This window comes from Streptomyces sp. NPDC003023, from assembly GCF_042888225.1.
Classification (GTDB): domain Bacteria; phylum Actinomycetota; class Actinomycetes; order Streptomycetales; family Streptomycetaceae; genus Streptomyces.
The window spans coordinates 241,720-260,386 of the sequence record NZ_JBIAPL010000003.1; the positions used below are offsets into that span (position 1 = coordinate 241,720).

At 71.5% G+C, this 18,667-nt stretch carries 17 protein-coding genes; 10 read left to right on the forward strand and 7 right to left on the reverse strand.

Translation table 11 applies throughout. The features are described from left to right. The first annotated feature begins 33 nt into the window (after window positions 1-33). Window positions 34-630, forward strand: a complete 597-nt coding sequence (locus ACFYV1_RS12920) for a nucleoside triphosphate pyrophosphatase (RefSeq protein ID WP_389395520.1) — start codon at window positions 34-36, stop codon at window positions 628-630. Between the two features lie 15 nt (window positions 631-645). On the opposite strand, the gene ACFYV1_RS12925 is transcribed toward ACFYV1_RS12920, so the two are convergent. Continuing rightward, entirely contained in the window at window positions 646-1,116 is a 471-nt protein-coding gene (locus ACFYV1_RS12925) for a hypothetical protein (RefSeq protein WP_389395521.1), read from the reverse strand. 357 nt (window positions 1,117-1,473) lie between these two features. Here ACFYV1_RS12925 and ACFYV1_RS12930 point away from each other — a divergent pair, with 357 nt between their 5' ends. Then, entirely contained in the window at window positions 1,474-3,225 is a 1,752-nt protein-coding gene (locus tag ACFYV1_RS12930) for an acetyl/propionyl/methylcrotonyl-CoA carboxylase subunit alpha (RefSeq protein ID WP_389395522.1), read from the forward strand. Between the two features lie 88 nt (window positions 3,226-3,313). Next, window positions 3,314-3,880, forward strand: a complete 567-nt coding sequence (locus tag ACFYV1_RS12935; RefSeq protein ID WP_389395523.1) for a TetR/AcrR family transcriptional regulator — start codon at window positions 3,314-3,316, stop codon at window positions 3,878-3,880. 847 nt (window positions 3,881-4,727) lie between these two features. On the opposite strand, the gene ACFYV1_RS12940 is transcribed toward ACFYV1_RS12935, so the two are convergent. The 3 genes from ACFYV1_RS12940 to ACFYV1_RS12950 all read right to left on the reverse strand — a co-directional run bounded on the left by ACFYV1_RS12940 (window position 4,728) and on the right by ACFYV1_RS12950 (window position 8,046). Then, complete coding sequence (locus ACFYV1_RS12940) at window positions 4,728-6,377, reverse strand: phospho-sugar mutase (protein ID WP_389395524.1); 1,650 nt, start codon at window positions 6,375-6,377, stop codon at window positions 4,728-4,730. 251 nt (window positions 6,378-6,628) lie between these two features. Continuing rightward, window positions 6,629-7,459: a purine-nucleoside phosphorylase gene (locus ACFYV1_RS12945; RefSeq protein WP_389395525.1), complete on the reverse strand. Its 831-nt coding sequence runs from the start codon at window positions 7,457-7,459 to the stop codon at window positions 6,629-6,631. Between the two features lie 149 nt (window positions 7,460-7,608). Further along, complete coding sequence (locus ACFYV1_RS12950; protein ID WP_389395526.1) at window positions 7,609-8,046, reverse strand: gamma-glutamylcyclotransferase; 438 nt, start codon at window positions 8,044-8,046, stop codon at window positions 7,609-7,611. 246 nt (window positions 8,047-8,292) lie between these two features. On the opposite strand from ACFYV1_RS12950, the gene ACFYV1_RS12955 reads away from it, so the two are divergent. Together ACFYV1_RS12955 and ACFYV1_RS12960 are read left to right on the forward strand one after the other, a co-directional pair. Then, entirely contained in the window at window positions 8,293-9,732 is a 1,440-nt protein-coding gene (locus ACFYV1_RS12955) for an NAD(P)H-quinone dehydrogenase (RefSeq protein ID WP_389395527.1), read from the forward strand. A 221-nt stretch (window positions 9,733-9,953) separates the two neighbouring features. Beyond that, window positions 9,954-10,847: a DeoR/GlpR family DNA-binding transcription regulator gene (locus tag ACFYV1_RS12960; protein WP_389395872.1), complete on the forward strand. Its 894-nt coding sequence runs from the start codon at window positions 9,954-9,956 to the stop codon at window positions 10,845-10,847. Between the two features lie 80 nt (window positions 10,848-10,927). On the opposite strand, the gene ACFYV1_RS12965 is transcribed toward ACFYV1_RS12960, so the two are convergent. After that, a complete protein-coding gene (locus ACFYV1_RS12965; protein ID WP_389395528.1) occupies window positions 10,928-11,563 on the reverse strand; it encodes a PH domain-containing protein in 636 nt (211 codons plus the stop codon). A gap of 125 nt (window positions 11,564-11,688) precedes the next feature. Between ACFYV1_RS12965 and deoC the strand changes: the two genes are divergently transcribed. From deoC to ACFYV1_RS12980, 3 genes are read left to right on the forward strand one after another with little or no spacing between them, the layout of a single operon-like run. Beyond that, entirely contained in the window at window positions 11,689-12,666 is a 978-nt protein-coding gene (gene deoC / locus ACFYV1_RS12970) for a deoxyribose-phosphate aldolase (RefSeq protein ID WP_389395873.1), read from the forward strand. Window positions 12,667-12,671: 5 nt separating this feature from the next. Beyond that, a complete protein-coding gene (locus ACFYV1_RS12975; protein ID WP_389395529.1) occupies window positions 12,672-14,108 on the forward strand; it encodes an aldehyde dehydrogenase family protein in 1,437 nt (478 codons plus the stop codon). Further along, complete coding sequence (locus ACFYV1_RS12980; protein WP_389395530.1) at window positions 14,101-14,988, forward strand: aldehyde dehydrogenase family protein; 888 nt, start codon at window positions 14,101-14,103, stop codon at window positions 14,986-14,988. Before ACFYV1_RS12975 ends, ACFYV1_RS12980 begins: the two co-directional genes overlap by 8 nt. Window positions 14,989-15,047: 59 nt before the next feature. On the opposite strand, the gene ACFYV1_RS12985 is transcribed toward ACFYV1_RS12980, so the two are convergent. Next, the gene (locus tag ACFYV1_RS12985; RefSeq protein WP_389395531.1) at window positions 15,048-15,434 is read right to left on the reverse strand and encodes a hypothetical protein; all 387 of its coding nucleotides are present in this window, start codon (window positions 15,432-15,434) and stop codon (window positions 15,048-15,050) included. Window positions 15,435-15,551: 117 nt separating this feature from the next. Here ACFYV1_RS12985 and ACFYV1_RS12990 point away from each other — a divergent pair, with 117 nt between their 5' ends. Next, a complete protein-coding gene (locus ACFYV1_RS12990; RefSeq protein WP_389395532.1) occupies window positions 15,552-16,181 on the forward strand; it encodes a uridine kinase in 630 nt (209 codons plus the stop codon). Between the two features lie 881 nt (window positions 16,182-17,062). Here the strand turns inward: ACFYV1_RS12990 and ACFYV1_RS12995 are convergent. Further along, window positions 17,063-17,803: a SigE family RNA polymerase sigma factor gene (locus ACFYV1_RS12995; RefSeq protein WP_389395533.1), complete on the reverse strand. Its 741-nt coding sequence runs from the start codon at window positions 17,801-17,803 to the stop codon at window positions 17,063-17,065. Window positions 17,804-17,984: 181 nt separating this feature from the next. On the opposite strand from ACFYV1_RS12995, the gene afsQ1 reads away from it, so the two are divergent. After that, window positions 17,985-18,662, forward strand: coding sequence for a two-component system response regulator AfsQ1 (gene afsQ1 / locus ACFYV1_RS13000; protein WP_175257369.1), 678 nt, complete (start codon window positions 17,985-17,987; stop codon window positions 18,660-18,662). Window positions 18,663-18,667 lie beyond the last annotated feature (5 nt).

Here is an 18,667-nt window from a genome sequence, read left to right on the forward strand (position 1 = left end):
GGGCGCCCGCGCACGCGGGCCTACGATGACGCCATGACCCGCCTCGTACTCGCCTCCGCCTCTCCCGCCCGGCTGAACCTGCTGCGGCAGGCCGGCCTCGCACCCGACGTGATCGTCAGCGGCGTCGACGAGGACGCCCTCACCGCGCCCACCCCGGCCGAGCTGGCGCTCGTGCTCGCCGAGGCGAAGGCAGCGGCCGTGGCCGCACGGCCGGAAGCCGCCGGGGCGCTGCTGATCGGGTGCGACTCGGTGCTGGAACTCGACGGCCAGGCCCTCGGCAAGCCCGCCGACGCCGAGGAGGCGACCGCCCGCTGGAAGGCGATGCGCGGCCGGGCGGGCGTCCTGCAGACCGGGCACTGCGTGATCGACACGGCGACCGGCCGCCGTGCGTCCGCGACCGCCTCGACGACCGTGCGGTTCGGCGAGCCGACGGACGCGGAGATCGCCGCGTACGTCGCGAGCGGCGAACCCCTCCACGTCGCGGGCGCGTTCACCCTGGACGGCCGTTCCGCACCGTTCATCGACGGCATCGACGGCGACGCGGGCAACGTCATCGGACTGTCACTGCCCCTGCTCCGCAGGCTCCTCGCCGAGCTGGACTTCTCGATCACCGACCTCTGGGCCGCCTGAGCCGGCCGGCTCACGTCAGGCGGGCGACGCCGCCCCGCCGACCGGCGGCGCGGCCGGCCCGTCCCCGCCGTCACGCGGCTCGTCCACCGCAGGCCGCTCCTCGCCGTACACGACCAGCGACGCCACCAGCAGGCCGAGCACCGCCATCAGCAACAAGAAGGCGTCCCAGCCCACCAGACCCACCGTCAGCGCGCCGAGCACACCGTGCACCACGGCAAGGCCGATGAGCAGGGCGCGGGTGAGGCGGCCGGGCGCCCGGTCCCGTATCGCCACCACGAGCAGCAGCACACCGCAGAGCGTGAGCAGAAGCCCGGTCCCTATCCCCAGCCCCCAGGTCGCCTTCACCATCACGTCCGGGTCCAGGCCGTCCAGCGACATCCGCTGGGCACCGACGAAAGTGGCCATGATCCCGTTGAGCACGACGATGCCGACGGCCTCCGCCAGCAGGACAATCCCGGCCACGACGGCCACCGGTCTGCGCACCACGACGCCCCCAACCCCTTGTGTACCGGAAGTACGTACGACAGCCGCGAGGCTACTGACCGGTAAACGCTGGGACAAGGGGTGCGGCGCGCTCGGCCACATGGGCAAAGAATCATTGGGCCATTCGTAGGGACTCCACAAAGAAACCCGTTCAGCCGCTGGCCTGACAGACAGAGACCTTGACCACACCGGAGAGCTACTGTGCGTGGGAGGAACCCGTCGTACCGTGGTGCGACAAGGGATTTCGCGATCGAGCGAGCCTCGAATCACGCTCCGTGTGGGCAAGCTCACCATTGGGGACGGGTCGAAAGGCCGTGTCGGCAGTCCCTAAACTCAGCTTGTTTCAAGGAGGGAGCCATCGTGCGCAAGGTGCTCATCGCCAACCGTGGCGAAATCGCTGTCCGCGTTGCCCGTGCCTGCCGGGACGCCGGGATCGCGAGCGTAGCCGTCTACGCCGATCCGGACCGGGACGCATTGCATGTCCGCGCGGCCGACGAAGCGTTCGCCCTGGGCGGTGACACCCCGGCCGCCAGTTACCTGGACATGGCCAAGGTGCTTCAGGCCGCGGCCGATTCCGGAGCGGACGCCGTCCACCCCGGATACGGTTTCCTGTCAGAGAACGCCGAGTTCGCCCAGGCGGTGATCGACGCCGGTCTGACCTGGATCGGCCCGCCGCCGCAGGCGATCCGTGATCTCGGTGACAAGGTCGCCGCCCGTCACATCGCCCAGCGCGCCGGCGCGCCGCTGGTCGCCGGCACCCCGGACCCGGTGTCCGGTGCCGACGAGGTGGTGGCGTTCGCGCAGGAGCACGGGCTGCCGATCGCCATCAAGGCCGCCTTCGGCGGTGGCGGACGCGGCCTGAAGGTCGCCCGCACCCTCGAAGAGGTGCCGGAGCTCTACGACTCCGCCGTCCGCGAGGCCGTCGCCGCCTTCGGCCGCGGCGAGTGCTTCGTCGAGCGCTACCTCGACAAGCCCCGCCACGTCGAGACCCAGTGCCTGGCCGACTCGCACGGCAACGTGGTCGTCGTCTCCACCCGCGACTGCTCCCTGCAGCGCCGCCACCAGAAGCTGGTGGAGGAGGCCCCGGCCCCGTTCCTGTCACAGGCTCAGAACGCCGAGCTGTACCGCGCGTCGAAGGCCATCCTCAAGGAGGCCGGCTACGTCGGCGCCGGCACGGTCGAGTTCCTCGTCGGCGTCGACGGCACGATCTCCTTCCTGGAGGTCAACACCCGCCTCCAGGTCGAGCACCCGGTCACCGAAGAGGTCACCGGCATCGACCTGGTCCGCGAGATGTTCCGCATCGCCGACGGCGAGGAGCTCGGCTACGACGACCCCGCCGTGCGCGGCCACTCGTTCGAGTTCCGCATCAACGGCGAGGACCCGGGCCGGGGCTTCCTCCCCGCCCCGGGCACCGTCACCACCTTCGCCCCGCCCACCGGCCCCGGCGTGCGCCTCGACGCCGGCGTCGAGTCCGGCAGCGTCATCGGCCCGGCGTGGGACTCCCTCCTCGCCAAGCTGATCGTCACCGGCGCGACGCGCGAGCAGGCGCTGCAGCGCGCGGCGCGTGCGCTCGCGGAGTTCAACGTCGAAGGCATGGCCACCGCCATCCCCTTCCACCGCGCGGTCGTCGCCGACCCGGCGTTCACGGCCGACCCGTTCCGAGTCCACACGCGCTGGATCGAGACCGAGTTCGTCAACGAGATCAAGCCCTTCGCCGTCCCCGCGGACGCGGAGGAGGACGAGACCGGCCGAGAGACCATCGTCGTCGAGGTCGGCGGCAAGCGCCTCGAGGTCTCCCTGCCGTCCTCACTCGGCATGACCCTGGCACGCACCGGCCTCGCCGCGGGAGCCAAGCCGAAGCGCCGGGCGGCGAAGAAGTCGTCCTCGGCCGCCTCCGGTGACACCCTCGCCTCCCCGATGCAGGGCACCATCGTCAAGGTCGCCGTCGAGGAGGGCCAGGAGGTCAAGGAAGGCGACCTCGTCGTCGTCCTCGAGGCCATGAAGATGGAGCAGCCGCTGAACGCGCACCGCTCCGGCACCATCAAGGGCCTCGCGGCGGAGGTCGGCGCGTCGCTCACCTCCGGCGCGACGATCTGCGAGATCAAGGACTGACGTCCACACCCCGCGCAAGGCCCCCGGCACCCTGCCGGGGGCCTTTCCGCTGCTCGGCTCGTCCGCGGAATCCGGCATCCTTGACCACGTGACCCACACCAGGCCCAAGCGCGCCGACGCTCGCCGCAACTACGAACGACTGCTGACCGAGGCACGGGCCACGTTCGCGGAACGCGGCACCGACGCGTCACTCGAAGAGATCGCACGCCGCTCCGGCGTGGGCATCGGCACGCTGTACCGCCACTTCCCCAACCGCCACGCGATGATGAGCGCGGTCTTCCAGGAGGCCCTCGCCGCCCTGCTGGAGCGCTCACGCGAACTGGCGGGCGCACAGGAACCGTGCGCGGCGCTGGTGGAGTGGCTGCGGGCCCTCATCACTCATGCGGGCGAGTACCGCGGTCTGGCGCGCGCGCTGATGTCCGCGTCCCACGACGAGAACTCGGCCCTGTCGGCGTGCAGCGTCCCGCTGCGCGACGCCGGCGAACGCCTACTGTCGCGGGCCCAGGACGGAGGGTCGGTCCGTACGGACGTCTCGATCGGCGACCTGATGCAGCTGACGAACGCGATCGCCCTCGCGGCGGAACAGGACCCGGACGACCCCGAGTTGGCGGACCGCCTGCTGATTCTCACCCTACGGGGACTCCAGGCCCGCTGACGCTCTTCCGGGCGTGGCCCGGTCTTTACGCGTCTCCGGCCGGGGCCCGGTCCGTTCGCTTGGCGTCCGGGTGCGGTTCCGGGCGTGGCCCGGTCTTTGCGCGTCTCCGGCTTGGCCTGGTCCGTGTTGCTTGGTGTCCGGGTGCGGTTCCGGGCGTGGCCCGGTCTTTGCGCGTCTCCGGCTTGGCCTGGTCCGTGTTGCTTGGTGTCCGGGTGCGGTTCCGGGCGTGGCCCGGTCTTTTCGTGTCTCCGGCTTGGCCTGGTCCGTGTCGTGTGGTGTCCGGGTGCCGCTCCGGGGGCATGTCCGGGACTGCTTTCCCGAACCTGCGCCTGCCTAGGCTCACGACGCCTTACGTCCCGAACACGCCCCCTGCGCGTCCCCCTCCCCCAGCCCCTGTTCGCGCCCGCCGGAGGGCCGGTGCAGGCGCATGCCCCATACCCCCCGGCAGCGGATCTGCCCCTGCGGGTGGGCCGGCCCCCGATGACGGGATTGTCAGCCTGTTGCGCCCGGGCGGCCCTCTGCGCCCCCGTCCGTGGCTCGGTGAGGGCGCCTACGCCCGTATCCCCACCGGCGAATTCGCTACCTCGCTCGGGACGGGAGCCGAAGGGCCGGCGAGGAGCCCCTCCCCGATACCCCGCACGGGCCTTGGGGATGACCAGGGGCCGAACGGGGCCCACCGGCGGGAGGGGGGCGGGGGCGGAGGAGGGGGGTGAGCGGACGTAAAGCGTCGTAAGCCTAGGCAAACGCAGGCTCGGGAAAGCAGTCCGCGATCCCCCCTCCGCAGCCACCGACCCCCGCACCACCCACACGCCGGAACAACCGCGCCCCAAGGGCGCGCCCCGCCGGATCAGAGGCCCGCCGCAGCCGCCAGGTCGCGCTTGATACCGGCCAGAACCTCCGCCGCCCGCTCCCGTGCGGCACCCAGGCCGCTCGCGTCGGCGACGGGGACCACCACCTCCAGGTAGCACTTCAGCTTCGGTTCCGTACCGCTCGGGCGGACGATGACGCGGGCGTCGAACTCGCCCGCGAGGTAGTAGCGCAGACCGTCGGTCGGCGGCAGCCTGTCCGTCCCCAGGGTCAGATCCTCCGCGCCGGCGACCCGCAGCCCGGCCAGCTCCGTCGGCGGCTGCTCGCGCAGCGCGCGCATCGCGTTCGCGATGACGGTGAGGTCGTCGACCCGCACCGACAGCTGGTCGGTCGCGTGCAGACCGTGCGCGACGGCGAGGTCGTCGAGGAGGTCGCCGAGCGTACGGTCCCGCTCCTTCAGCTCGGAGACCAGCTCGGCGACGAGCAGCGCCGCCGTGATGCCGTCCTTGTCGCGGACGCCTTCGGGGTCGACGCAGTAGCCGAGCGCCTCCTCGTAGCCGTACCGCAGTCCCTCGACGCGGGCGATCCACTTGAAGCCGGTCAGGGTCTCCTCGTACCGCAGTCCCGCCGCGTCGGCGATCCTGCCGAGCAGGGAGGAGGACACGATCGACTCGGCGAAGACCCCTGTGGCGCCCTTGTGGACGAGGTGCTGGGCGAGCAGCGCGCCGACCTCGTCGCCGCGGAGCATCCGCCATCCGCCGTCCACGGTGTCGTCCGGTACGGCGACGGCGCAGCGGTCCGCGTCGGGGTCGTTGGCGATGACGACGTCGGGGGCCACGGCTCGGGCCGCCTCGAACGCGAGGTCCATCGCGCCGGGCTCCTCCGGGTTGGGGAACGCCACCGTCGGGAAGGCCGGGTCCGGGTCCGCCTGTTCGGCGACCAGGGCGGGGGCGGGGAAGCCCGCCCGGTGGAACGCGGCGGTCAGGACGTCCTTGCCGACGCCGTGCATGGCCGTGTAGACGACGCGGGCGGTGCGCGGGGAACCCGCGGTCAGGACGGCGTCGGTGCGCGCCAGGTACGCGTCCAGGACCTCGTCCCCGAGCGTCTCCCAGCCCTCGTCGGCGCGCGGAACGTCGTCGAGGCCGCGGATCGCGTCGATCCCGGCGGCGATCTCCGTGTCCACGGGCGACACGATCTGTGAGCCGTCGCCCAGGTAGACCTTGTAGCCGTTGTCGCGCGGCGGGTTGTGGCTCGCGGTCACCTCGACGCCCGCGACGGCACCCAACTGCCTTATGGCGAAGGCGAGTACGGGGGTGGGCAGCGGGCGCGGGAGCACGGCGGCCCGCAGACCGGCGGCCACCATGACGGCGGCGGTGTCGCGGGCGAAGTCCGCGGACTTGTAACGGGCGTCGTAGCCGACGACGACGAGTCCGCCGGTGTGCCCCTTGCCCAGCAGGTACGCCGCGAGTCCGGCGGCGGCCCGGATCACGACGGCCCGGTTCATCCGCATCGGGCCGGCGCCGAGTTCGCCGCGGAGTCCGGCGGTGCCGAACTGGAGTGTTCCGCCGAACCGGTCGGCGAGCTCGTCGAGGTCCTGTGCGTCGATGAGCTCGGCCAGCTCGTCGCGGGTCTCGCTGTCGGGGTCCTCCGCGAGCCATGCCCTGGCCCGCGCGATGAGGTCCTGCTGCACGGTTGGTCCGCCTCTCGTCTCTGCTGCGTCGAGTGTGCGCGCTCGGCGCGGGCGCGCGCCGCAATTCGCCACGGTGCGGGTGTCCCGCCGCGGGGGCGTGGCCACCGCGGGCACGGCCGGGGCGCGTGACCACCGCGGGCACGACCGGGGGCGTGGCCACCGCGGGCACGGCCGGGGCGCGTGGCCACCGTGCGGTGCCGGGACGGCACCCGGTTCCGGAACGTGGCGGTAGGGGGACGGGCCCCGCTGTCTCAGATGCGGTCGAGCACCCGGGTCAGCAGGTCACCCATCCGCGCCGCGGAGTCGCGCCCCGCCTGCAGCACTTCCTCGTGGTTCAGCGGCTCGCCCGACAGCCCCGCCGCCAGGTTGGTGACCAGGGAGATGCCCAGTACCTCGGCACCCGCCTCGCGCGCCGCGATCGCCTCGAGGACGGTGGACATGCCGACGAGGTCGCCGCCGAGGACGCGGACCATGTTGATCTCGGCCGGGGTCTCGTAGTGGGGGCCGGGGAACTGGACGTAGACGCCTTCCTCGAGGGTCGCGTCCACCTCCTTGCACAGCGCCCGCAGCCGCGGCGAGTAGAGGTCGGTCAGGTCGACGAAGTTCGCGCCGATGATCGGCGACGCCGCCGTCAGGTTGATGTGGTCGCTGATCAGTACCGGCTGTCCGGGGCGCATGCCCTCGCGCAGGCCGCCGCAGCCGTTGGTCAGGACGACGGTCTTGCAGCCCGCGGCGACCGCGGTGCGCACACCGTGCGCCACGGCGGAGACGCCGCGGCCCTCGTAGAAGTGCGTACGGCCGAGGAAGACCAGCGCCCGCTTCTCACCGATGCGGTACGAGCGGATCCTGCCGCCGTGGCCCTCGACCGCCGGGGGCGGGAAGCCGGGCAGGTCGGTGACGGGGAACTCGGCCTCGGGGGCACCGAGCGCGTCGACGGCCGGGGCCCAGCCGGAGCCCATCACGAGTGCGACGTCGTGGGTCTCGGTGCCGGTCAGCTCGCGCAGGCGCGCGGCGGCGGCGTCGGCCGCGGCGTGGGGGTCGGCGAGTGCGCCGACGAGGTCCGGATTCACAGATGCGTTCACGCGGATGAGGGTAACCCCTCAAGTCCTACGCGCGTAGATGACGCAGCCGACGGTCTTCGGATCGTTGTCTTGTCGTTTCCGACGAAGAGCGGCTCGGAGACAAGGAGGCCCCGGCCAGGGGCCAACGGCCGGGCGGCGCGGCGGCGCCGTCAGCAGGGCCGCTTGCGGAGCTCCATCACATAGTCGTGCGGCGCACCCGCCGACTCCGCCGCGTCCGCGAGTTCGCCCAGGTAACGCGCGGACGGCAGGCCGCCCTCGTACGCGTTCAGCACGTACACCCAGGCCGGCTCCTCGCCGTCCAGCGTGTCGACCCGCACCCGCATGCGCCGGTATATGTCGAGACCGACGCCCTCCCAGCGGTCCATGGAGTCCTCGTCCATCGGAGCGATGTCGTACAGCGCGACGAAGACCTGCGAGCGCGGGGCCTCCACGATCGTGGCCAGCGCGCCTTCCCAGCCCATCTGCTCGCCGCCGAAGGTCAACCGCCAGCCGTTGAGCCAGCCGGTCACACGCAGCGGCGAGTGCGGGGCGCGGCGGGACATCAGCCGCGCGTCGAGGTTGCCGGCGTAGGCGGCGTAGAGCGACATGGGGTCGAGGGTACGGGAGGGCGGCGGCGGGCCGCCCGAACCGCGAGGCCGCCACCGGCGACTACGAACTGGACATGCCAACTGCCGTGGTCCGGACGCTCGCCGCCCCGTATGCGGCCCCCGGCGGGAGAACACCTGAACGATGCGGGACAATGAAGTACGTACTGCATTCCACCGGGGGCACCCCCGGACCCCCGGCAGAGCGGGCAGGCGGGCCGGGATCGACAATGCGAGGCGGACTTTTTCGTGACCCGGATCGTGATCATCGGCGGCGGACCCGGCGGATACGAGGCGGCCCTGGTGGCCGCCCAGCTCGGCGCGGAGGTGACCGTCGTCGACTGCGACGGTCTGGGCGGGGCGTCGGTGCTGACCGACTGCGTGCCGTCGAAGACCCTGATCGCCACCGCCGAGGTCATGACGACCTTCGACTCCTCCTACGAGGAGCTCGGCATCATCGTGGCGGACGACACCCCGCACATCGAGCAGGCGGCCCGCGTCGTGGGTGTCGACCTGGGCAAGGTCAACCGGCGTGTCAAGCGCCTCGCCCTCGCCCAGTCCCACGACATCACCGCCTCCGTCACCCGGGCCGGCGCCCGCGTCATGCGCGGCCGCGGCCGGCTGGACGGGCAGCAGGCGATGGACGGCTCCCGCAAGGTGGTCGTGCGCGCGGGCGACGGCACGGAGGAGACGCTCACCGCCGACGCCGTCCTGATCGCGACCGGCGGCCGCCCCCGCGAGATCCCGGACGCCAAGCCCGACGGCGAGCGCATCCTCAACTGGACGCAGGTGTACGACCTGGACGAGCTTCCCGAGGAGCTCATCGTGGTCGGCTCCGGTGTCACGGGCGCCGAGTTCGCCGGCGCGTACCAGGCGCTCGGCTCGCGGGTCACCCTCGTGTCCTCGCGCGATCGCGTGCTGCCCGGCGAGGACCCGGACGCCGCCGCGGTCCTCGAGGACGTCTTCCGCCGCCGCGGCATGAACGTCATGGCCCGCTCCCGCGCCGAGTCCGCCAAGCGCGTCGGCGACCGTGTCGAGGTCACCCTCTCCGACGGCCGCGTCATCTCCGGCACGCACTGCCTGATGGCCGTCGGCGCGATCCCCAACACCGCGGGCATGGGCCTGGAAGAGGCGGGCGTCCGCCTCAAGGACTCCGGTCACATCTGGACGGACAGGGTGTCCCGTACGTCGGCGCCCGGCGTGTACGCGGCCGGCGACGTCACCGGCATCTTCGCGCTCGCGTCGGTCGCGGCCATGCAGGGCCGGATCGCGATGTACCACTTCCTCGGTGACGCCGTCGCCCCGCTGAACCTGAAGACCGTCTCCTCCAACGTCTTCACCGACCCCGAGATCGCGACGGTCGGTTACAGCCAGGCGGACGTCGACGCCGGCAAGATCGACGCCCGCGTCGTCAAGCTGCCCCTGCTGCGCAACCCCCGCGCCAAGATGCAGGGCATCAGGGACGGTTTCGTCAAGATCTTCTGTCGTCCGGGCACCGGGATCGTGGTCGGCGGAGTGGTCGTCTCGCCGCGCGCTTCCGAACTGATCCACCCGATCTCGATCGCGGTGGACAACAACCTGACGGTCGAACAGATCGCAAACGCCTTCACCGTGTACCCGTCTCTGTCCGGGTCGATCGCCGAGGTGGCACGCCAGTTGCACACCCGGAAGACGGCGGGCGAGGGCTGACCGTACGCGTTCGGACCGCGGGCGTCCGCTCGAGGGGCGAAACCCGGCGAACCCCGGGCACTCCACGCGGCGAACGATCAACTTCGGGGCCGCCTATACCACTCGGCGGCCTCCCGGTCGCACAATTTGCGTTATCCGGCGCATAGAGCTGAAAACTGACGGGCGGTGGGGTTACTGTCAGTTTCGTGTTCGCTGCAGAACGTCGTCAGTTGATCCTCGAAATGGTGCGTGCCAACGGTGCCGTGTCGCTCCGTGAGCTCGCCCGCGTAGTCCAGACCTCAGAAGTGACCGTACGGCGTGACGTGCGGGCACTCGAGGCAGAAGGACTCCTCGACCGCCGCCACGGCGGTGCGGTACTGCCGGGCGGTTTCACCCGCGAATCCGGCTTCCCGCAGAAATCCCTGTCCGCGACCGCCGAGAAGACGGCCATCGCCGATCTCGCGGCGGCCCTCGTCGAGGAGGGCGAGGCCATCGTGGTCGGCGCCGGTACGACGACGCAGGAGCTGGCCCGCCGGCTCGCGCGCGTCCCCGGTCTGACCGTGGTCACCAATTCCCTGCTGGTCGCCCAGGCCCTGGCCCACGCCAACCGGGTCGAAGTCGTCATGACGGGCGGTACGTTGCGCGGTTCCAACTACGCGCTGGTCGGAAGCGGGGCCGAGCAGTCCCTCCAGGGGCTGCGGGTCTCCCGCGCGTTCCTCTCCGGGAGCGGCCTCACGGCCGAGCGCGGCCTGTCCACGTCCAACATGCTCTCCGCGAGCGTCGACCGGGCGCTGGTCCAGGCGGCCGGGGAGGTCGTCGTCCTCGCCGACCACACCAAGCTCGGCACGGACACCATGTTCCAGACGGTCCCCACGGACGTGATCACACGGCTGGTGACGGACGAGCCGCCGGCGCACGACGAGCGGGCCGCGACGGAACTGCAGGCGCTGGCCGACCAGGGCGTGCAGATCGCGGTGGCGGGCGCGGGTGCGGCTACGGGAGCGCCGCGGCACGAGGTGCCGCTGCCCGGGCAACGGCGCACCCGTGCGGGCCTGCGCAGCGCGCCGGGCGGTTCGCTGGCCCCTGATCCGCTCCCGGACCGCCCGGCCCGCGTGGCGGACCTCCGCCGCCGCTGACCGTCCCCTGGGCGTCACGCCCTGTCGGTGCCCGGCCGGATCCGGGTGCCCGCGGCCCCGCCGGGAGCGTCCCGGAGGGGTCAGGCCGTGGCCAGGAGGACCGCCAGGAGAACCGCTCCTGCGGCCGCCGGTGCCAGCAGTTCGTACGCCCAGCGGATCTGCGGCTCGCCCTGGGCCTCCGGGGCACTGGAGCGACGTTCGGCCAGCTCCCGCAGGTCGGCGATGGTCTGGTCGGCCGGTGCCACGCGTGCTTGCGAGTCGGTGACGTCGGCGTGTACAGAGGTCGTGCCGTGCGGGTCGTCGTGCGCGGCCCTGGCCTGCCTGCGTGCGGCGCTCTTGCGCTTGCGCAGCGAGACGGGGATGGCCCACAGCTGGTACTTCGCGCCACTCAGGGTGAAGAGCTCGCTCGAATAGGAGGCGCGGACGTCGGCGACCGTCCCCCATGGCAGGACGATCGTGCGGAACGGGTTCCTGATCCGGATGCGGTCGTCGTCGGCGAAGACCGCCGGCCGGAAGGTGAACGCGACGACGGCCGGTGCCGCCACCAGCGCGCCCGCGAGGGCGAGCCACGGTGTGCGGCCCTCGCCCCGGACGACCGCGTCGACCACGATCCAGGCGATGAGTGCGAGGAGCACCGCGCCTCCCGCCATTCCGGCGGGCGAGCGGAAGACCCTCTCACCGTTGACGGGCGGATCGGGCTGCGGGCGTGACGTCATGCCGCCGATTGTGCCTCACCGGATTTCCGGGCCGGTTCCCAGGCAGGGCCGGGCCGCGGGGGACGAGGGCCGACCGGGGGGGCTGTACAGGTCGCTACGCGCGTAGATATGCTCATCTGGTGACCATGCCCACCACCGCACCCTCCCCCACAGCCTCCGGCGTGGGCGGGAACCCCATCGCCGACGTGACCGCGTCCGACAGCACTCTGCGCCGCTTCCTGCACGGGCTCCCCGGCGTCGACGCAGTCGGCCTGGAAGGACGCGCCGCGTCCCTCGGTACGCGCTCCATCAAGACCACGGCCAAGGCGTTCGCCATCGATCTGGCCATCTCCATGATCGACCTGACGACGCTGGAAGGCGCGGACACCCCGGGCAAGGTCCGGGCGCTCTCCGCCAAGGCCGTCAACCCCGACCCGACCGACCGCAGCACCCCGACGACCGCCGCGGTCTGCGTCTACCCCGACATGGTGGCGACCGCCAAGGAGGCCCTGAAGGGCTCCGCCGTCAAGGTCGCGTCCGTCGCCACGGCCTTCCCGGCCGGCCGCGCCGCCCTCGAGGTGAAGATCGCCGACGTCCGTGACGCGGTCGCCGCCGGGGCGGACGAGATCGACATGGTGATCGACCGCGGCGCCTTCCTGGCCGGCAAGTACATGAAGGTGTACGAGGAGATCCTGGCCGTCAAGGAAGCCTGCGGCACCGCCCGGCTCAAGGTGATCTTCGAGACCGGCGAGCTGTCCACGTACGACAACATCCGCCGCGCCTCCTGGCTCGGCATGATCGCCGGCGCCGACTTCATCAAGACGTCGACCGGAAAGGTCGCGGTGAACGCCACTCCGGCGAACACCCTGCTCATGCTCGAAGCCGTCCGCGACTTCCGGGAGCAGACTGGGGTACAGGTGGGCGTGAAGCCCGCCGGCGGTATCCGCACAGCCAAGGACGCGATCAAGTTCCTGGTCCTGGTGAACGAGACCGCGGGCGAGGACTGGCTGGACAACCACTGGTTCCGCTTCGGCGCGTCGAGCCTGCTCAACGACCTGCTGATGCAGCGGCAGAAGCTGGCGACCGGCCGCTACTCCGGCCCCGACTACGTGACGGTGGACTGATCATCATGGCTTCCGTATTCGAATACGCACCCGCCCCCGAGTCGCGGTCGATCGTCGACATCGCCCCCTCGTACGGGCTGTTCATCGACGGCGAGTTCACCGAAGCCGCCGACGGCAAGGTCTTCAAGACCGTCTCGCCGTCCAGCGAGGAGGTCCTCGCCGAGGTCGCCCGGGCCGGCGCGGAGGACGTGGACCGTGCGGTGAAGGCCGCCCGCAAGGCGTTCGAGAAGTGGTCGGCACTGCCCGGTTCCGAGCGCGCCAAGTACCTGTTCCGCATCGCGCGGATCATCCAGGAGCGCAGCCGTGAGCTGGCCGTCCTGGAGACGCTGGACAACGGAAAGCCGATCAAGGAGACCCGCGACGCGGACCTCCCCCTGGTCGCCGCGCACTTCTTCTACTACGCGGGCTGGGCCGACAAGCTCGACCACGCCGGGTACGGGGCGAACCCTCGTCCGCTGGGCGTCGCCGGCCAGGTCATCCCGTGGAACTTCCCGCTCCTCATGCTGGCCTGGAAGATCGCCCCGGCGCTGGCCACCGGCAACACGGTCGTCCTCAAGCCCGCTGAGACGACCCCGCTGTCCGCCCTGTTCTTCGCGGACATCTGCCGGCAGGCCGGTCTGCCGAACGGTGTGGTCAACATCCTCCCCGGCTACGGGGACACCGGTGCCGCGCTCGTCGCCCACCCGGACGTGAACAAGGTCGCCTTCACCGGCTCGACCGCGGTCGGCAAGGCCATCGCCCGCGAGATCGCCGGCACGAAGAAGAAGGTCACCCTGGAGCTCGGCGGCAAGGGCGCCAACATCGTCTTCGACGACGCGCCCATCGACCAGGCCGTCGAGGGCATCGTCAACGGCATCTTCTTCAACCAGGGGCAGGTCTGCTGCGCGGGTTCGCGCCTCCTCGTCCAGGAGTCCGTCCAGGACGAGTTGCTGGACTCCCTGAAGCGCCGGCTGTCCACGCTGCGCCTCGGCGACCCGCTGGACAAGAACACCGACATCGGAGCGATCAACTCCGAGGAGCAGCTGTCCCGCATCACCACGCTGGTGGAGGCGGGCGAGGCGGAGGGCGCGGAGCGCTGGTCGCCCGCGTGCGAGCTGCCGACGTCGGGCTACTGGTTCGCACCGACGCTGTTCACAGGCGTCACCCAGGCGCACACCGTCGCCCGCGACGAGATCTTCGGACCGGTGCTGTCCGTGCTGACGTTCCGCACGCCGGACGAAGCCGTCGCCAAGGCGAACAACAGTCAGTACGGCCTGTCCGCCGGCATCTGGACGGAAAAGGGCTCCCGCATCCTGGCGGTGGCGAACAAGCTCCGCGCGGGTGTGGTGTGGGCCAACACCTTCAACAAGTTCGACCCGACCTCGCCGTTCGGCGGCTACAAGGAGTCGGGCTTCGGCCGCGAGGGCGGCCGCCACGGTCTGGAGGCCTACCTCGATGTCTGATGCACGTCTCAGCGTCTTCAAGACCTACAAGCTGTACGTCGGGGGCAAGTTCCCCCGCTCCGAGAGCGGCCGGGTGTACGAGGTGACGGACTCCAAGGGCAAGTGGCTGGCCAACGCCCCGCTCTCGTCCCGCAAGGACGCACGTGACGCGGTCGTCGCCGCGCGCAAGGCGTTCGGCGGCTGGTCGGGCGCGACCGCGTACAACCGCGGGCAGATCCTCTACCGCATCGCCGAGATGCTGGAGGGCCGCAAGGACCAGTTCGTCCGCGAGGTCGCGCAGTCCGAGGGCCTGTCCAAGTCCAAGGCGGCCGACGTCGTCCACGCGGCGATCGACCGCTGGGTCTGGTACGCGGGCTGGACGGACAAGATCGCCCAGATCGTGGGCGGAGCGAACCCGGTGGCGGGTCCGTTCTTCAACCTGTCCACCCCCGAGCCGACGGGCGTCGTGACGGTCGTCGCGCCGCAGGAGTCGTCGCTCCTCGGCCTGGTCTCCGTCGTGGCCCCGGTCATCGCGGCCGGCAACACCGCCATCGTGATCGCCTCCGAGAAGGCGCCGCTGCCGGCGCTCTCCCTGGGCGAGGTCCTCGCCACCTCCGACCTGCCGGGCGGCGTGGTGAACGTGCTCTGCGGCCGTACGGCGGAGATCGCGGCACCCCTCGCCGCGCACCAGGACGTCAACGGCATCGACCTGACCGGCGCGGACGAGGTCCTGGCGAAGGAACTCGAGATCGCGGCCGCGGACAACCTCAAGCGGGTTCTTCGTCCACAGGCTGTGGATTTCTCGGCCGACCCCGGCACGCACCGTCTGACGGCGTTCCTCGAGACCAAGACGGTCTGGCACCCGACCGGTTCGCTCGGCGCCTCCGGCTCGGCGTACTGACGCCCACAGGCCGGAAGCCCCTGCCTCTCCGTCCGGAGGCAGGGGCTTCCTCATGCGCGCTACGGCAGCAGCGAGGCGGCGACCGGGCCGGCCACCGGCAGGTCCTCGATCGCCTGCCCCTTGGTGATGTTGTCCGTCGCGAACGCCGTGCTCACCGGCTTGAAGTCGGCCACCTGGGTGCCGACGGCGTTGTCGAGCGGGTCCACGCCGGTGTTGGCCAGCGGATGGAGCTGCAGACTCTTGAGCTCGCTCACCCCGCTCACCGAGTTGGTGAGGAGGCCGGTCGCCGCCCCCAGCGGTGCGGCCGTGGCACCGTCCACCACCGGGGCCGGTGCCGCGTGGGCCGCCGCCCCGCCCGCACCGAGCGCGGCACCCGCTGCCGCGACGGTCAGTCCGGCGCGCAGCAGTGCGCGGCGCGGGTTCTTCGAAGCTGCGTGACGAGCCATGATTTCCCAGCCAATCAGTAGTCGTGCGCGTACCTGGAGTAGCAGGGACTGTGACGCTCGTACCAACCGGGGTCCGATGGGTTCCCGGCGCGGCTCCATGCGTCACACTTGTCTCCCGTGAGTTCCCAACCCATCCCGACCCGCGTCGTGCTGCTCGCGGGCCCCTCAGGATCCGGAAAGTCCTCTCTCGCCGCCCGTACCGGCCTGCCGGTCCTGCGCCTGGACGACTTCTACAAAGAGGGCAACGACCCGACGCTTCCACTGGTGACGGGCAGCGCCGACATCGACTGGGACTCGCCGTCCTCCTGGGACGCCGACGCCGCGGTCTCCGCGATAGCGGAACTGTGCCGCAGCGGCCGCACCGCGGTGCCGGTGTACGACCTCGCCACGAGTTCCCGCACCGGGACCGAGACGCTCGACATCGCGCGCACACCGCTGTTCGTCGCGGAAGGCATCTTCGCGGCCGACATCGTGCGCCGCTGCGAGGAACTGGGCGTCCTGGCCGACGCGCTGTGCCTGCGCGGCCGGCCCTCCACGACGTTCCGGCGCCGGCTCGCCCGCGATCTGCGCGAGGGGCGCAAGTCGGTTCCGTTCCTGGTACGCCGGGGCTGGCGCCTGATGCGCGCGGAGCGCGGCATCGTGGCGCGCCAGACCGGGCTGGGGGCGCATCCGTGCGGCAAGGCGGAGGCGCTGGGCCGCCTCGCGGCCGCGGCGGCGGGGCGCTGCCGAACCCCGTCTGCGGCGTAGCCGGGCGAAGCCCGGTCTTTACGCGTCTCCGGCCGGGCCCGGTCGTGTTGCTTGGCGTCTTCCGGGCGTGGCCCGGTCGGGTCTCGGGCGTTGCCCGGTCCGTGTTGCTTGGTGTCCGGGTGCCGCTCCGGGGGCATGTCCGGGACTGCTTTCCCGAACCTGCCTCCCCCTAGGCTCACGACGCCTTACGTCCCGAACACGCCCCCTGCGCGTCCCCCTCCCCCCTGCCCGCGCCCCTCGCCCCCGCCGGAGCGCCGGTGCAGGCGCATGCCCCATACCCCCCGGCAGCGGATCTGCCCCTGCGGGTGGGCCGGCCCCCGGTAACGGGACTGTCAGCCTGTCAGGACTGGCGGGCCATCCCTGTGCCCGGGCGGCACCCGTCGCCCGATGAGGGCGCGTCACCCCGCACCCAGCGGCGACGGGTTCGCTCACGCGGGCGGGACGGGAGCCGGTGGGCCGGCGAGGGGCCCCTCCCCGATACCCGGCACGGGCCGTGGGAACGACCTGGACTGGCACGGGCCCACCGGCGGGAGGGGGGCGGGGGCGGAGGAGGGGGGTGAGCGGACGTAGAGCGTCGTAAGCCTAGGGAGAGGCAGGCTCGGGAAAGCAGTCCGCGATCCCCCCTCCGCAGCCACCGACCCCCGCACCCACCCACACGCCGGAACAACCGCGCCCACCGGCGCGCACCGCAGCCACCGACCCCCGCACCACCCACACGCCGGAACAACCGCGCCCCACGGGCGCGCACCGCATGGGAGAGGGCCGGACAGATCCCCCCGGCCTGTCCGGCCCCACTCCGTACCCCCGTGGATCCCCGTGTCCCCCGTGGATCCTCCGCCGTCTCCCCCGAAACGGCGGCCCCCGTGTTTCCCCCGTTGCCTTCAGGCCACCAGCTCGCCGAAGGACTCCTCCTCGTCACGGCCGAAGCTGAGGACCTCGTCCTCACGCAGCCGGCGGAGCGACCGCCAGATGCTCGACTTGACCGTGCCGACACTGATGTCCAGGATCTCCGCGATCTCCGGGTCGGTGCGGCCCTCGTAGTAACGAAGGACCAGCATCGTCCGCTGGAGTTCGGGGAGCCTGACGAGCGCCTGCCACAGGACGGCGCGCAGCTCGGTGCCCCGCATCGCGTCGGTGTCGCCGGCCGTCTCCGGCAGCTCCTCCGTGGGGTACTCGTTGAGCTTGCGCCGGCGCCAGGCGCTGATGTGCAAGTTGGTCATCGTGCGGCGCAGGTAGCCGCCGACGGCGGCCTTGTCGCTGATCCGGTCCCAGGCCCGGTACGTCGAGAACAGTGCGCTCTGCAGCAGGTCCTCGGCCTCGTAACGGTCACCGGTGAGGTGGTAGGCGGTCGCGTACAGGGAGGCGCGGCGTTCCTGGACGTAGGCCGTGAACTCGGCCTCCGAGCAGGATGTCCGCTCTCCCGTTGCCTCCCCGTACGCGGCGCTGTTTTCCCCCGTGGTCGCGTCAACGACCGTCATGTACGACGGCTTGTGCTGACGCCCGGCGCCGCGAACGCACCCCCGCCCGTTCACGGCGCCGGACTTCTCGGTGCTCCGCACGACGTTGATGTCGTGGAGACGCGTCACAACTGCGCCTGAGGTGGTGCTGTGCAGTGCGTTCATCTCGCGCCCCCCGTCGAGTGGAGTCTGCTTCGTTCCGTGTGAGAAGAACTCTGCCGGGCCTGTTTCATGGCGTTGTCCGCCGACTGTCACAGACGCGTCACAAGGGGAGGTGTCGTGTGGGTGAAGGACGGTGAGGCCCCGGGGAGTCGAACTGGGGCGTCACATGGGCCAGAATGGCCCCGTGCCTTTCCTGTTGCTGATCGAGGACGACGACGCCATCCGCACGGCCCTCGAGCTCTCGCTGTCACGCCAGGGCCACCGAGTGGCCACCGCGGCGACGGGCGAGGACGGTCTGAAACTGCTGCGTGAGCAGCGGCCGGACCTGATCGTGCTGGATGTGATGCTGCCCGGGATCGACGGTTTCGAGGTGTGCCGCCGTATCCGGCGCACCGACCAGCTGCCGATCATCCTGCTGACCGCCCGCAGTGACGACATCGACGTCGTCGTGGGGCTGGAGTCGGGGGCCGACGACTATGTCGTGAAGCCGGTCCAGGGGCGGGTGCTGGACGCCCGTATCCGTGCCGTACTGCGCCGTGGGGAGCGGGAGTCCACCGATTCGGCGACGTTCGGCTCTCTGGTGATCGACCGTTCCGCGATGACGGTCACCAAGAACGGCGAGGATCTGCAGCTCACGCCGACCGAGCTGCGTCTTCTGCTGGAGCTGAGCCGCCGTCCCGGACAGGCCCTGTCGCGTCAGCAGCTGCTGCGGCTGGTGTGGGAGCACGACTATCTCGGCGACTCGCGCCTGGTGGACGCGTGTGTGCAGCGGCTGCGGGCGAAGGTGGAGGACGTGCCGTCCTCACCGACCCTGATCCGTACGGTGCGTGGCGTCGGCTACCGGCTGGACGTACCGCAGTGACGGAC

Bases quoted from the DNA above. Each gene is read 5' to 3' on its own strand.
- ACFYV1_RS12920 (WP_389395520.1), top strand. From the start codon at position 34: ATGACCCGCCTCGTACTCGCCTCCGCCTCTCCCGCCCGGCTGAACCTG.
- ACFYV1_RS12950 (WP_389395526.1), bottom strand. From the start codon at position 8,046: ATGTCGCTCTACGCCGCCTACGCCGGCAACCTCGACGCGCGGCTGATG.
- ACFYV1_RS12960 (WP_389395872.1), top strand. From the start codon at position 9,954: ATGGTGCGTGCCAACGGTGCCGTGTCGCTCCGTGAGCTCGCCCGCGTA.
- ACFYV1_RS12965 (WP_389395528.1), bottom strand. From the start codon at position 11,563: ATGACGTCACGCCCGCAGCCCGATCCGCCCGTCAACGGTGAGAGGGTC.
- deoC (WP_389395873.1), top strand. From the start codon at position 11,689: ATGCCCACCACCGCACCCTCCCCCACAGCCTCCGGCGTGGGCGGGAAC.
- ACFYV1_RS12975 (WP_389395529.1), top strand. From the start codon at position 12,672: ATGGCTTCCGTATTCGAATACGCACCCGCCCCCGAGTCGCGGTCGATC.
- ACFYV1_RS12980 (WP_389395530.1), top strand. From the start codon at position 14,101: ATGTCTGATGCACGTCTCAGCGTCTTCAAGACCTACAAGCTGTACGTC.
- ACFYV1_RS12985 (WP_389395531.1), bottom strand. From the start codon at position 15,434: ATGGCTCGTCACGCAGCTTCGAAGAACCCGCGCCGCGCACTGCTGCGC.
- ACFYV1_RS12995 (WP_389395533.1), bottom strand. From the start codon at position 17,803: ATGAACGCACTGCACAGCACCACCTCAGGCGCAGTTGTGACGCGTCTC.